The organism is Mycobacterium sp. 5-140-3-2, from assembly GCF_035666375.1.
In the GTDB taxonomy this organism is placed as follows: Bacteria; Actinomycetota; Actinomycetes; order Mycobacteriales; family Mycobacteriaceae; genus Mycobacterium; species Mycobacterium intracellulare.
Genome location: NZ_CP142025.1, coordinates 877792 through 891173, shown reverse-complemented (window position 1 = coordinate 891173; position 13382 = coordinate 877792). Strand labels below are relative to the sequence as shown.

Sequence of the window (13382 nt, the reverse complement as noted above, 5' to 3'; positions counted from 1 at the left end):
ACGGAGGTTGTTGGTGGCCAAGGATTTTCGCTTCGGAATGAGCATGCGGTTCTTTAAGTCCCGCGAGGCGCTGCTCGACAAGGCCAAGCGGGCTGAAGACGCCGGTTTCGACATTCTTTGTGTGCCGGACCATTTGGGCGCGGCGGCGCCCTTCCCGACGCTGACCGCGGTCGCGATGGTCACCACCACGCTGAAGCTGAGCATGTATGTGCTCAACTCCGCCTTCTACAAGCCGGCCCTGCTCAGCCGGGACATGCAGGCCCTCGATCTGCTCAGCGACGGCCGCCTCGAAATCGGGCTGGGCACCGGCTACGTCCGCGAAGAGTTCGAAGCCGCCGAGATCCCCTATCCCAGCGCCGGTGCCCGCGTCGACTACCTCGAACACATGACGAAGTACCTGAAGGAACACCACCCGTCGACGCCGCTCATCATCGCCGGCAACGGCGACCGGGTGCTGACCATCGCCGCCCGCAACGCCGACATCATCGGCCTGACCGGCTCCAAGGTGCGCGCGGTCGAGGACCCGTTCGCCGAACGTGTCGATTTCGTCCGCAACGCCGCGGGGGATCGCTTCGACGCCCTGGAGCTGAATCTGGCGATCACGGCGATGCCGCGGGTCGGCGAGACCGAGCCGGACCTGAAGCTGACCCGCAGCTACGCGCCGGACCTGTCCGATGAGGAGATCCTGTCCCAGCCCTCGGTGCTCAGCGGTTCCCCCCGCGAAATCGCCGAGACGTTGATCGCGTACCGCGACAAGTACGGTGTCTCATCCTTCACCGTGCAGGACAACAACATCGAGAACTTCTCGAAGGTGATCGCCGAACTGCGCTGACGCCGTGGCCCTCGGCTTTTGATCCAGCCCGGTAAGCTCAGGCCGTCCGCCCTCGTAGCTCAGGGGATAGAGCACGGCTCTCCTAAAGCCGGTGTCGCAGGTTCGAATCCTGCCGGGGGCACTTTTGTTGTATGACGTCGGTTGATGCATGTCGTTTCGCCTTCGGGTGATGCTTGACGGTGTTTCGGCTGATGCTTGACAGCTACTTCGGCTGATCCTTGACACTCCCTAGATGAGGGAGTTGAGGACGAGGATGTTCCTATGACCACTGCACCGAACAGCGCCCTCATCCCCACATTCGCCGCACTGCGATTCGCCACCGGTGTCGCCGCATGGGCTGTACCGGCGAGGGCGGCGCGTCTGTTTGGGCTCGCTTCCGCGAGACAGCAGCCATTCATTACTCAGTTGTTCGGGTCTCGCGAACTGACTCTGGCGCTCGCGGTCACGGACCCGTCACAGCAGCTGCGCACCCGGGCGTTGCAATTGGGGCTGCTCACCGACGCACTGGACATCGTTGCAGCACTCCGCGGCGTCCAACGCCAGACCTTGCCGCCAGCCGGCGCATTCGTTACCGGGGGTGGCGCAGCGCTGTTTCTTGGCTTAGGCCTTGCTGCGTTGGCCAATCAACAACGCGCAAATGCTTCAACAAGATAAGCCGGTGGTGAGTTAGGCCCCTTCTCACTAGCCCCACGTTGCCCGTGGCGGTGTGACCTTGGACTTGTCGGCCGAGGACAAGTGCACCGCGTGGACACCCGGCTTCTTCGACAGCTGATCCAAAAGGCTTTCCAGGTGCGCCTTGTCGGTGTGCCAGTGCTGAACAGACTCCGGCGCCTCCTGCAGTTCCGCCAGGACCGTCTTCAGTTTGTCCGGGGTCTTGTCGTCGTTGTCCGACGAGCGGCGGCCCAATCCCCGGGTGGGGCTTGCGGCGACCGCGCGGGGCACCGCACCGCCCAGCGCTCCTCCGGCCAGGCCCGCCAGGCCCATCTGACCGAGGGCACCGGCGCCGGCCGCGACCGTCGGCGCGGCACCCGCGCTGGTGTACTCCAACACGGTGGCGGCCAGCTTGACCGCGGGACTGGCCACGGCCCAGCTCGGCGGTACTGACAACGCCCCCGCCAGACCCGCATTGCCGAGACCTGCGGTCACCGCAGACGCGCCAACGGCTCCTGCGGCCGGGGTGCTCGAACCCAGCGAAGCGAACAGCGGCCCTTCGAGTTCGACGGCGGTGTCACCCCACGTCCGTGCCGTTGCCACCAGGCCCAAACTGAGGCTCAGCAACGTGTCGTTGACCGGGCGGATGCCTTTGGTGACGAACTCGATGTTCGCGGCGATCTTCGCCAACGGCGTGGAATTCAGGTTGTTCAACCATGTCGCCAATGACGACGGATCGGCCGCCGGCAATGCGGAAGGCGACGCGAAGCTTTGCAGCGTTCGCGGGGTCGACGACATCAGCTGCGCCAAGGCCGACTGCGCGTTGGCGGGCGCCGTACCGGCGGCTTGGGCGACCGCGCCCGATTGGCCGGCTCCTCCCGCTGGGTTGGTGGTTTGCGGTGGCGCGTTGAAGGGCTCCAATTGCGCAGCGATCGCCGAAGATCCGGCGTAGCCGTACATCGCGGCGGCGTCTTGCGCCCACATCTGTGCGTACTCCGCCTCGGTGGCCGCGATGGCGGCGGTGTTCTGCCCGAGAAGGTTCGTCGCCACCAGCGACGCCAGCCGGCCGCGGTTCTCCGCGATCGCCACCGGGGGCACCGTCGCGGTGAACGCGGCCTCGTACGCCGCCGCGGCCGCTCTGGCTCGAGAGGCGGCCTGTTCGGCTTGAGCGGCGGTCGTGCTCATCCACGCCGCATACGGCGCGGCCGCACCGGCCATGGTCAGCGAGGACGGCCCCTGCCAACCGCTGGTCAAGTTCGAGATCACCGACTCATACGACGTCGCCGCAGAGTGCAGTTGGGCGGCCAACCCATCCCATGCCGACGCCGCGGCCAACATTGAGCCTGCGCCTTCACCGGCGTACATTCGACCAGAGTTGATCTCCGGCGGAAATGCTCCGAAATCCATTGTCACTCCTTGTTCTTCGCGATAAGTAGTCCGTGCTATTCCTGCGGGTCGTCCGCGTTGATGACGATGATCGTGGCCGTGGTCGCGGCGCGCCCGAAACCGGCGCCGATGCCCGATGCCCGCGCGGAGCCACCGCCGGTGGCGGCCATGGCGCGCCCGACCAGACCCGACGCGGCCATGCTGGAGAACAGCGATCCCTCTCCTTCGGCCGCGAGGGCCGAAGGAGCGCCGGCAAAAGCGGTTTGTGGAATCACCGTGGCGACCGACCGGATCTCCGGGGCGGCCGCCGCCCATCCCGGCGGCACCGACAAGCGCCCGACGACGCCGGCACGACCGATGCCCGGCGACATTCCGGTTCCAGCGGCTCTCGGCGAGCTCACCATTTGCGTCCCCGAATTGACCTCGCCACCCAACCGCCCCAGCGCCGACCGGTCCCGGTCCAGCCTTTGCCGGGCACTGTTCACATTCGCCACGTTTTGGGGCACCAGGTAGTTTTCGACGCCCAGCAGATACGGGCTGCCGCCGATGCCGAACAATGACACCGGACCCAACGGGCCCGTGAGCGCCGAGTCGAATGCTGACAGCAGCGATGGTGGATCGGCGGCGGCGGCAGGCGTTGTCAGGGTCTGCAACGATTGCGGTACGGACGACATCAGTTGCGGGAGAGCCGATTCCGTGTTCGTCGCGACCGAGCCGCCGGTGGCCTGCGCGACGGCGGCGGCCTGTCCCGCGGTCCCGGCCGGATTGGTGCTACGCGGCGGCGGGGCGAATGGCGTCACCTGCGCGGCGGCCGCCGAGGCACCGGCGTAGCCGTACATCGCCGCGGCATCCTGGGCCCACATCTCGGCGTACTGGGCCTCGGTGGCCATGATCGCCGGGGTGTTCTGACCCAGAAAATTGGTCGCGATCAGCGCCATCAACTGCGCCCGATTGGCCGCGATGACCGGTGGCGGCACCGTCGCGAGGAACGCCGCCTCGTACGCGACCACCGCCGCCCTCGCCTGGCTGGCGGTCTGCTCGGCCTGGGCGGCGGTCGCACTCATCCATGCCGCATACGGCGCCGCCGCGGCGGCCATCATGCTCGATGAAGGACCGCGCCACCCGGCGGTCAGGTTCGAGATCACCGACTCGTAAGACGCTGCGGCGGCGTGCAACTGAGCTGCCAGCGCTTCCCAGGCCGCGGCGGCGGCCAGCATCGGCCCCGCCCCGGGGCCAGAGTACATTCGACCGGAGTTGACCTCCGGCGGCATCACTCCGAAATCCATTGCTATACCTCATAACTCGTTGCGGGACGCCCGAGGGCGACGTGAGTCGACCGCTGCATCGCCTGAATGATTTGATGAACTTCTGTAACCGCGCCCTATAGACGCGCGACTCGGCCGGATCGTGAGAGCGGTTATCCGCTGCGGCCCCGGCGATGTCCCGTTAGCGTTGTAGCGCGGACTGATTCAACGACGGGAACATGCATCCCACGGCAGAGCTGACATGCCTAGTACCGATGCCGCGACCAGATACGTTGCCGCGGTGTGAACTTGCTAGCTGGACACCGGTGTGCGCATCATCGGCGTGACGAAGCGACGCCAACCGTCGTCGACATGACGGTCAAAGCCGAAGGCTAGGAACCCCGGTTGCGCCACGGGCGGTGCCGCCGACGCTGCAGATAGGACTCGACGCGGCGGTTGTGCGTATTGGCGATGATTTCAATTGCGCGCCAGCTGTCTTGGCGTGTTTGCTCACGGGCGACCGAGGCGAGGCACAGCCGCATCCGCCCGAGCGGGCGGCCGGCCAAGGGGGTAAAACTGCGCGGGGCGATTGGACAAGCGCTCACCGCCGTCGATGACGGCGAACCCTCATCGACATATCTCATCGCGGTGCTCCTGCTTGCATATCAGATAAATGACAGACCACGATCGTACTTATTCCGGTCAGGCCGTGTCCAGTTTGCGTTCACGCCATACCGGCAGGTCGGCGCGCGTCCGCACCTGCGCAAACCCGCTCACGACCCCCACCAGAGCGGCACCCCGAAAAGCCCAGAGCAAATGCAATCAAGTCCCACAAAGCGCAGGAATGCGGACTACCATCGATACCGTGCGCGTAAGGGAAGAAACGTAGCGACCGTCGCTTCGTTGGGGCATAGCACTTGCCGGGCCTGCGATGCGGAAGCTAGTCGCCACACAGATGGCCGTTGGGGCTTTAATGCTCAGCGGGGCGATCGCACACGCTGAGGACCAGCCGCCACCGCCTCCTCCCGCCCCTTCGTTCTACGCACCGAAGTGCCTGAGTTTCGATCCCAATCCGCCGGCGCACTGGAACTACCTGCCGTGCGGATGGACAACGGATGGCAAGCGGTGGATTCCGCTGCCTCCGTAGCCGATACCGCGTGACCTCGCCCCGCGAAATTCCCTCAGCCGCTGACTAACTGGCCTTGAGGTGTCCGCCTCCCCGGCAGCTAACGCCGCAGACGCCCGCATCCCCCCGGGCGTCTGCGAGCGAAAGCGCCTGGTCAATCGGGAGCCCGCTGCAATCCAAACCGTTGACCACCAGGCCCAGACTGATGGCGCCGTCCGCGCGGGCGCTCTCGATGCACACCTCGATGTCTCGGAGCCCCGGCCTGCCCACGGTCCAATAATCCGGGCGGTGCCCATCGAACACCGTGTGATCGTCCGCGCCGTCACCGCTCTCCCGCAGTTCGCCCGCCGATGAGACAGGCACGTCGTCGGGTAACGCGGCCGCGGCGAGAGGAGTGAGCGGATCAGCAAGACCGCAACAGTTGTCGTGATACTCCAAGGCGATCATCATCGCCCTCCTCTCACCAGACCATCGTATCTTCGACGGCGACGTTTCCTACGGCAACACGGTGTGCATCAGCATCACGTCGTACGCCGACCACAGCGACAGGTTGAAGTACAGGTCCCGTCCCGACGACCAGGGATGGATCATCGGCGCATAGATGCCGCCGGGCATCTGGAACGAGGACACCAGCGGTTGCGGGGGACTCCACGGCCCCTGCGGCGCCGGCGCGGTCCGTGCGATGACGTCGTTGCTGCCGCCGTCGGTGTAGAGGACCAGGTATTGCTTGAGGTAACTGTTGTACTGGGCCGACATTTCGCCCACCGGCGCCGGGAAGATCGGCGTCGCCGCACCCGGATTGTTCGGGACCCAACGACCGCCCTCGTCGCCGTTCCAGTATTGGTACTTGGTCAGGTCCGGCAATTGGTTCGGTGGAACCCGCGAGAGGAAGGCCGCGCCGCCGCGACCCGACGGCGTCCCGAACTGGTAGATGTAGCCGTCCTTGCCCTTCAAGAACGCGCCCATCTGGAAGTTCTCGTTTCCAGGCGTAAACCCGGCTCCCGGAATGGCATCCGCGGACGCCGTGCGGATCGTGGTGGGGAAGATCCCCCAGTTCTGGCCGTTGTCGTTGGACCGCGCGATCGCCGAATAGTTCGTTGTCCATTCGCCGTCACGGCCCCACTGGCGGATGGACATGTAGCTCATGTACTGGGTTCTGCCCATCGACATCGCCCCGGTCGGAATGATTCCCGTCTCGTGCGCGGCCTTGTGGATGGTGTTGACGACCTGTTTGGAGAGCCCGGGCGCCCACACCGGCGAGCCGGAATACTTGTCGTTCGGCACGCCGTCGGCGATGTGGATTCCCTTGGACAGATCGCGATCGTTGCTGCGGAACAGGGTGTTGTAGCGCCACTGCTGGCCGTGCACCTTGCAGTAGCCGAAGGTGTCACCGAAGGCCATCAGCACCTGGCGGTTGACGGGATCGCCGTTGTCCCAGGCAATCCCGAGGTCGGTGCCGGAGATGCCGAACCGTTGCAGCGTTTTGTTGGGGCCGTCCGGCCCGGTGACCCAGTCGACGAGGGACGTCGGAGCGCCCGCGATCGACGGAGGCGGCGGGCCCGGCTCGGGTTGCGGCTGCGGCACCGGGGCGGCGTTCGGCCGTAGCGGGTTGGCGTTCGGCAGTTGCGGGACCGCGGGCGGGTTGGGAGCCGGAGGCAGGACCTCGGCTTGCTGTTGCAGCGGCGCGGAGGGTCCGGGTCCCGGCGTCGGCCCCTCGGCTCGCGGATGGACCGGCGCGGAGTAGCGCTGCCCCGGCGTCGCCGGCTTGAGCAACGAGGAGATCAGCGGACCCAGCCTCGGCAGCGGCGCCTGGTCATTCGTGTGACTGGGCCTGCGCCCGGTCGGCGGCTGCACGACCGGCTGAGGCGCGGGCATCGCCGGCTGCGCGGCGGGAGGGTCGACGTTTGCCTCGGGGGCACCGCATGGCGTGGCGTGGGCGGTAGGCGCGGGCCCCACCACGAGGACGAATCCGACAGCGGCCGCCGACGCCATCGATAGCGACACACTTCGAAGAATCGCCGACATGTAACACCTTTCGAGGGGTAGGACACCGCGCTGACGTCCGTAGTTGGCTCATGTGACGATAGTGATCTGCGGGGCATATGTGACCAACGATGAACCGATAGGTATGCATCCGTGACCGTGTCGCAACGCGGCAGTCGCCGCCCCGACTTCCCTCGCGTGGCATTAGCTGGAAGCAATATGTAAGCTGCTAATCGGCGTTTCTGATTTTGCCAACGCTGCCACTGGCTGGGTCAGGTATCGACCCGGAAGATGTCACGATGGACCGCAGACCGACCCGCCCCGGGGGGTGAGCCCGCCCCGGGCCTTCCACCCGGTCGCCATGAGCCGGTCGCGTCCTCACAAGTGGCCGCCTGCCCCCGCGGGGTCGTCGCCGGCCGGGGGTGGACGTCGCGGCTACTTTGCTGGGACGGCCGCAAAACGAACGGCCGACGGGTGCGCATATCGGCTTACACCGCAGCCTCGCGCGACGCCACGATGCGGGGTGGCCGCTTCGCGGTGGGACTGGCCGCACGACGGCGCAACCCCACCACATCGCCGCAGCTCAGACTTCCGGCCGACCGCCTGCCCGAGTGCCCCGCGCGCACCCGGAAAAGGTGAATCGACGTTAACCGGACCCGGCGCCGTCGGCGGCCCGGCATCAACGAGACGTCAAATAGATTGAGGCCGCATGTTTGTCGGCACCGCTGGGGGGCAATGATCCAACAGTAGGCGAGTGCGTCGGCCGGCCTTCGCGCCCGCCTAGGTCCCGTCGGTTCAGCCCGAGAGCCGACGGGGCCGCCCTCTTTGGACCGCCCAGGGACCCGCGCCGGCCCGCCGATAGGCCCTCAACAACCGCCCCGCCCGGGAGTACCGTCGGCGTATGGATCGCTCCTCCGGTGTGTGGATTCTCGGCGGTTACCAAAGCGATTTTGCTCGCAACCTCACCAGGGAAGGCCACGACTTCGCCGCGCTGACCGCCGAGGTCGTCGACGCGACGCTGGCAACGGCCAAGCTGGACGCGGCCGGCATCGAAGTGGTGCACGTCGGCAACGCCTTCGGCGAGATGTTCGCCCGGCAGGGCCACCTCGGGGCGATGCCCGCCACGGTCTGCGACGGCCTCTGGGACACCCCGGCGTCGCGCCACGAAGCCGCCTGCGCTTCCGGCAGCGTGGCGGCGCTGGCGGCGATGGCCGATCTGCGGTCGGGCGCCTACGACACCGCGCTGGTAGTGGGCATCGAGCTCGAGAAAACGGTCCCGGGCGACACCGCCGCGCAGCATCTGGGGGCCGCGGCATGGACCGGTCACGAGGGGGCCGACGCGCGCTACCTGTGGCCGTCCATGTTCGCCCGGGTGGCCGACGAGTACGACCGCCGGTACGGACTGGACGACGCGCACCTGCGGGCCATCGCCCAGCTCAACTTCGCCAACGCCCGCCGCAACCCCAACGCCCAGACCCGCGGGTGGACCGTCGCCGATCCCATCACCGACGACGACGACGCCAACCCGATCACCGAGGGCCGGCTGCGACGCTTCGACTGCAGCCAAATGACCGACGGCGGCGCGGGATTGGTGCTCGTCAACGACGCCTACCTGCGCAACCACCCCGACGCGCGCCCGATCGGCCGGATCGAGGGCTGGGGTCATCGCACCGTCGGGCTGGGGCTGCAGCAGAAACTGGACCGTGCCGGCGACGATCTCTACGTGTTGCCGCATGTGCGGGCGGCGGTGCTCGACGCGCTGCGCCGGGCGGGGCGCGGCCTCGACGACATCGACGGGTTCGAGGTGCACGACTGCTTCACTCCCAGCGAGTACTTGGCCATCGACCACATCGGGTTGACCGGCCCGGGCGAGTCATGGAAGGCGATCGAAAACGGCGAGATCGAGATCGGGGGGAGGCTGCCGATCAATCCCAGCGGCGGGTTGATCGGTGGCGGGCATCCGGTGGGCGCCTCCGGGGTGCGGATGCTGCTCGACGCGGCCAAGCAGGTCAGCGGCGCCGCCGGCGACTATCAGGTCGACGGTGCGCAAACCTTCGGGACCCTCAATTTCGGCGGCAGCACCGCCACCACCGTGAGTTTCGTTGTCAGCAAAGGCGGTTGAGATGGACTTGCCAAAAGATATAGCGATCGTCGGCAAGTTCCTGTCCACCCTTCCCGAGGACGACGACCACCCCTACCGGACGGGCCCGTGGCGTCCCCAGACCACCGAGTGGGACGCCGACGACCTGGCCGCGGTCGAGGGTGAGATCCCGGGCGACCTGGACGGCGTCTATCTGCGCAACACCGAGAACCCGCTGCACCCCGCGTTCAAGACCTATCACCCCTTCGACGGCGACGGCATGCTGCACGTGGTCGGCTTCCGCGACGGAAAGGCCTTCTACCGCAACCGTTTTATCCGCACCGACGGATTCCTGGCCGAGAACGAGGCCGGCGGGCCGCTGTGGCCGGGGCTGGCCGAGCCCGTGCAACTGGCGCAGCAAGGCTGGGGCGCGCGAACGCGGATGAAGGACGCGTCGAGCACCGACGTCATCGTGCATCGCGGCGTCGCGCTGAGCAGTTTCTACCAGTGCGGCGACCTGTACCGAATCGACCCGTATTCGGGTGACACGCTCGGCAAGGAGTCCTGGAACGGGCGCTTCCCGACCGCGTGGGGCGTGTCCGCACACCCCAAGGTAGACAACGCAACCGGTGAACTGCTGTTCTTCAACTACAGCAAGCAAGACCCGTACATGCATTACGGTGTCGTCGACGAGCGCAACGAACTGACTCACTACGTCGACATCCCGCTGCCCGGTCCGCGCCTCCCCCACGACATGGCGTTCACCGAAAACTACGCCATTCTCAACGATTTCCCGTTGTTCTGGGATCCTCAGCTGCTCGAGCACGACGTGCACCTGCCGCGCTTCCACCCCGACATCCCGTCGCGGTTCGCGGTGATCCCGCGCCGCGGCGGGACCGAGGACATTCGCTGGTTCGAGGCCGACCCCACGTTCGTGCTGCACTTCACCAACGCCTACGAGGATGGCGACGAGATCGTGCTCGACGGCTTCTTCGAAGGCGACCCGTCCCCGCTCGATACCGGTGGAACCAAGTGGGACAAACTGTTCCGCTTCTTAGCCCTGGATCGCCTGCAGGCACGCCTGCACCGGTGGCGTTTCAACCTGGTCACCGGCGAGGTGCGCGAAGAGCGGCTCTTCGAATCCGTCACCGAGTTCGGCACCATCAACCCCGGCTACGCGGCCGCCGACTACCGCTACGTCTATGCGGCCACGGGCAAGCCGGGTTGGTTCCTGTTCGACGGCCTGGTCAAACACGACCTGCGCACCGGAACCGAGGAGCGGTTCTCGTTCGGGGACGGCGTCTACGGCAGCGAGACCGCGATGGCACCGCGCGTCGGCGGCACCGGCGAAGACGACGGCTACCTGATCACGCTCACCACCGATATGAATACCGACGCCTCGTATTGCCTCGTGTTCGACGCCACCCGCCCCGGCGACGGGCCGGTGTGCAAACTCCCACTGCCGGAACGGATTTCCAGCGGCACCCACTCGACCTGGGCGCCCGGCTCCGAGCTGCGCCGCTGGGACACCGCCGAGTCCGCCGCGGACGCGATCGGACTGTGATGAGCACCGACCAGCACAAGCACCACCGCACGACGCACTGGCCGCCGCAGTTGGCCCCCATCGGCGGCATCCGCTTCGCGCGCCGCTCCTCGCACTTCGCGGAAACGGTGCGGTTCTACCGCGACCTCGTCGGCCTGCCGCTCTACGAGACGTTCGAGGACAGCTACGGCAGCAACGGCGCGATCTTCGGGCTCCCCAGCTGGAACCTCACCATGGAGATCGTGCAGGCCGCCGACGACGTCGCGGTGGACCCCCATGAACAGCTCTGTCTTTATTTTCCGAACCCCCAAGCACAACGAGCCGCACTCGCGCGCCTGCACGACGCGGGCGTCGAACCCGTCGACCAGCACCCGTACTGGGCGGCCACGGGCGCGATCACCTATCGGGATCCCGACGGGCGCGAGATCGTATTCGCGCCCTTCGTGTTCGGCGTCAACGAGCCCGACACCAGCGCCGCTTCGGGGAAGCACGAGTTCCCGTCGGCGTGAGGGCTCAGCGCCGCGGCCGTCCCGAGGCCAACGCCGAGATCACCGCCACGATCGAGCACGCTGCGGCGCACACCGCGCCGCCCGCACCGACGTAGAGGCCGTATTCGGCCGACACCGGCGGGTTGACGTTGAGCTTGTAGTACCACACCGTCAGCGCCACGATCAACAGCGAAATCAGCAGCGCCGCAACCGAAGCGAGCTTCACCGACAATCCTCGGCCCATCATTGCGCCGGCCACCAGCAGGGTCGAGGCCAGCAGCACGATGAGCTGGCCGGCGCCGAACCCCGGGGGCAGTTCCAAGTTGCCGTGGGCGCCTCCGATGGCGTTGGCCCAGCCCCCGCCGTTGACCGCCGTCCTCAGCCACGGCAGCCACGCGCTGGCCGAAACCACCACGGCGAAAAACGCCACCAGCCAACCGGGGCGCAGTCGGCGAGTCATGGTAGCGAGGTTAACCGACTCCGCCGCCGGTCCGCGGCACCGAGCGTCGTCCTAGCGTGGCGGCGCTCGTCGGCTAGGCCTGCAGCGATGACAGGTTGAACGGGGCGCCCGTCGGATCGGTCGCGGCGGCCAGCCGTCCATACGGGGTGTCCTCGGCGTCGCGCACCACAGCGCCGCCGTTGTCGACGATCACTCGCAGGGTCTTGTCGACGTCCTCGGCGCCGAAGAAGGTCACCCAGTTCGACGGGACGGCCTCGGGTAGCAGCGAGGCGCCGTCCATCACGCCGAGCAATTGCTCGTCGCCGAACCACGCTGTGGTGTAGCGGAATTCGTCGGTATCGGACTCGGATTCGGTACGCCAGCCGAGGACGTCGCGGTAGAAGTCGAGGGCCGCACCGTAGTCGCGGGTGGTCAGCTGATGCCAGACGGGGGCGCCGGCCGCTCCGATGATCTCGAAACCGCGGTGCTGCAGCGGCTGCCACAAACCGAACGTCGCGCCGGCGGGGTCGGTCGCCAGGCCCATATGGCCCTTGGCGGGCACCTCCATCGCCATGCAGACCGAACCGCCCGCCCCGGTCACCGCGGCCAGCGTGGTCTGGATGTCGGCGGTGTGGAAATAGGTAACCCAGCGGTCCGGCGCCTCGGCCCCGGCCCGGTTGGCCATGATCCCGGCGACGGGGTGGCCGCCCTTGGCTGCGTTGACATATCCGCCGTACTCGGGCCCGGCGGATTCGAACGTCCAGCCGAAGACCGTGCCGTAGAAATCCTGGGCGCGGGCGACGTCGGACGTGGTCAGATCGATCCAGCATGGGGCGCCCAGCGGGGCGCTGTCACGAATAGGCATGGTGACCTCCTGATGATGTGTCCCCGGAAGAAAGGGGGTTCACACTATCGACCGCGCCCGAGGCGAAAACTCATCGGCGGGCGATCAGCGATGCCCGTTGCTGCTCGGATCGGGCCGGGTGAACACCGTCACGAAGTTCTCCAGCGACTGGTCGATATCGCCGCGCAGTGCGGCGGCGACGATCATGCCGATGGGGCCGAACAGTGCGGGGCCACCGAGGTGCACGTCGAAACTGACGAGGGAGCCGTCCCCTTTGGGCTGGATCTTGGCCATCAGCTTGACCTTGACCCCGCCGACTCCGTCGCCGTTGAGCGTCATGCCCTCGGGTGGCTTGTAGCGCACGACCGTCCATTTGATCCGGTTGGGCATGCCCTTGACCTCGACAATCGACTCGACGACCGAGCCCTTCTCGATCTCGTCGGGCAATGCGCTGCGCCACACCCGGTGGATGGTCAGCCAATCCTTGTACCGGGACAGGTCGGAGGCGTGCTGCCAGGCCACCTCGGGCGGCAGCGGGACATCGATGGATCCGGAAAGCTTGGCCATGGCTCAGTTCTGCTGGTCGCCCGTGTCCGCGGCGCCGGCCGCCTTCTTCGCCTGCTCCTGCACCTGGTGAATGGTGTCGGAGTATTTGCCCTGCGTCTTTTCGTCGACGAACTCGCCTGCCTTGTCGATGGCCGTCTCGACCTTGTCGGCGTTCTGCCACAACAGATCCTTGGCCTTGTCCAGGAATCCCATGTGCCCT

14 protein-coding genes and 1 tRNA gene are annotated in these 13382 nt (G+C 67.0%); 7 read left to right on the top strand and 8 right to left on the bottom strand.

Annotation, left to right across the window (positions count from 1 at the left end; translation table 11 throughout):
- The first annotated feature begins 7 nt into the window (after positions 1-7).
- The 3 genes from P6281_RS04550 (at position 8) to P6281_RS04540 (ending at position 1486) form a co-directional block, all read left to right on the top strand.
- Entirely contained in the window at positions 8-832 is an 825-nt protein-coding gene (locus P6281_RS04550) for an LLM class F420-dependent oxidoreductase (RefSeq protein ID WP_009953038.1), read from the top strand.
- 48 nt (positions 833-880) lie between these two features.
- Positions 881-953 (top strand) — tRNA-Arg (locus P6281_RS04545).
- A gap of 140 nt (positions 954-1093) precedes the next feature.
- Complete coding sequence (locus P6281_RS04540) at positions 1094-1486, top strand: hypothetical protein (protein ID WP_080552569.1); 393 nt, start codon at positions 1094-1096, stop codon at positions 1484-1486.
- A gap of 27 nt (positions 1487-1513) precedes the next feature.
- On the opposite strand, the gene P6281_RS04535 is transcribed toward P6281_RS04540, so the two are convergent.
- Entirely contained in the window at positions 1514-2890 is a 1377-nt protein-coding gene (locus P6281_RS04535; protein WP_014381866.1) for a PPE family protein, read from the bottom strand.
- Between the two features lie 35 nt (positions 2891-2925).
- The gene (locus P6281_RS04530; RefSeq protein WP_020188652.1) at positions 2926-4155 is read right to left on the bottom strand and encodes a PPE family protein; all 1230 of its coding nucleotides are present in this window, start codon (positions 4153-4155) and stop codon (positions 2926-2928) included.
- 889 nt (positions 4156-5044) lie between these two features.
- Here P6281_RS04530 and P6281_RS04525 point away from each other — a divergent pair.
- Entirely contained in the window at positions 5045-5260 is a 216-nt protein-coding gene (locus P6281_RS04525) for a hypothetical protein (protein WP_080587915.1), read from the top strand.
- Positions 5261-5305: 45 nt separating this feature from the next.
- On the opposite strand, the gene P6281_RS04520 is transcribed toward P6281_RS04525, so the two are convergent.
- Together P6281_RS04520 and P6281_RS04515 are read right to left on the bottom strand one after the other, a co-directional pair.
- Positions 5306-5686: a hypothetical protein gene (locus P6281_RS04520; protein WP_026071406.1), complete on the bottom strand. Its 381-nt coding sequence runs from the start codon at positions 5684-5686 to the stop codon at positions 5306-5308.
- 48 nt (positions 5687-5734) lie between these two features.
- Positions 5735-7264 carry a DUF4185 domain-containing protein gene (locus P6281_RS04515; RefSeq protein WP_014381863.1) on the bottom strand — a complete coding sequence of 510 codons (1530 nt, stop codon included), beginning with the start codon at positions 7262-7264 and terminating at the stop codon, positions 5735-5737.
- Between the two features lie 859 nt (positions 7265-8123).
- Here P6281_RS04515 and P6281_RS04510 point away from each other — a divergent pair.
- From P6281_RS04510 to P6281_RS04500, 3 genes are read left to right on the top strand one after another with little or no spacing between them, the layout of a single operon-like run.
- A complete protein-coding gene (locus tag P6281_RS04510; RefSeq protein WP_009957327.1) occupies positions 8124-9344 on the top strand; it encodes an acetyl-CoA acetyltransferase in 1221 nt (406 codons plus the stop codon).
- A 1-nt stretch (position 9345) separates the two neighbouring features.
- Positions 9346-10866 carry a carotenoid oxygenase family protein gene (locus P6281_RS04505; protein ID WP_008253916.1) on the top strand — a complete coding sequence of 507 codons (1521 nt, stop codon included), beginning with the start codon at positions 9346-9348 and terminating at the stop codon, positions 10864-10866.
- Positions 10866-11354, top strand: coding sequence for a VOC family protein (locus tag P6281_RS04500; protein WP_008253915.1), 489 nt, complete (start codon positions 10866-10868; stop codon positions 11352-11354). Before P6281_RS04505 ends, P6281_RS04500 begins: the two co-directional genes overlap by 1 nt.
- Before the next feature lie 4 nt (positions 11355-11358).
- On the opposite strand, the gene P6281_RS04495 is transcribed toward P6281_RS04500, so the two are convergent.
- The 4 genes from P6281_RS04495 to P6281_RS04480 form a co-directional block, all read right to left on the bottom strand.
- The gene (locus tag P6281_RS04495) at positions 11359-11793 is read right to left on the bottom strand and encodes a hypothetical protein (protein ID WP_008253914.1); all 435 of its coding nucleotides are present in this window, start codon (positions 11791-11793) and stop codon (positions 11359-11361) included.
- Between the two features lie 73 nt (positions 11794-11866).
- A complete protein-coding gene (locus P6281_RS04490; protein ID WP_008253913.1) occupies positions 11867-12637 on the bottom strand; it encodes a VOC family protein in 771 nt (256 codons plus the stop codon).
- A gap of 84 nt (positions 12638-12721) precedes the next feature.
- Positions 12722-13183, bottom strand: a complete 462-nt coding sequence (locus tag P6281_RS04485; RefSeq protein WP_008253911.1) for a type II toxin-antitoxin system Rv0910 family toxin — start codon at positions 13181-13183, stop codon at positions 12722-12724.
- A gap of 3 nt (positions 13184-13186) precedes the next feature.
- Positions 13187-13375 (bottom strand): antitoxin, encoded by a 189-nt coding sequence (locus P6281_RS04480; protein WP_008253910.1) that lies wholly within the window; start codon positions 13373-13375, stop codon positions 13187-13189.
- Positions 13376-13382 lie beyond the last annotated feature (7 nt).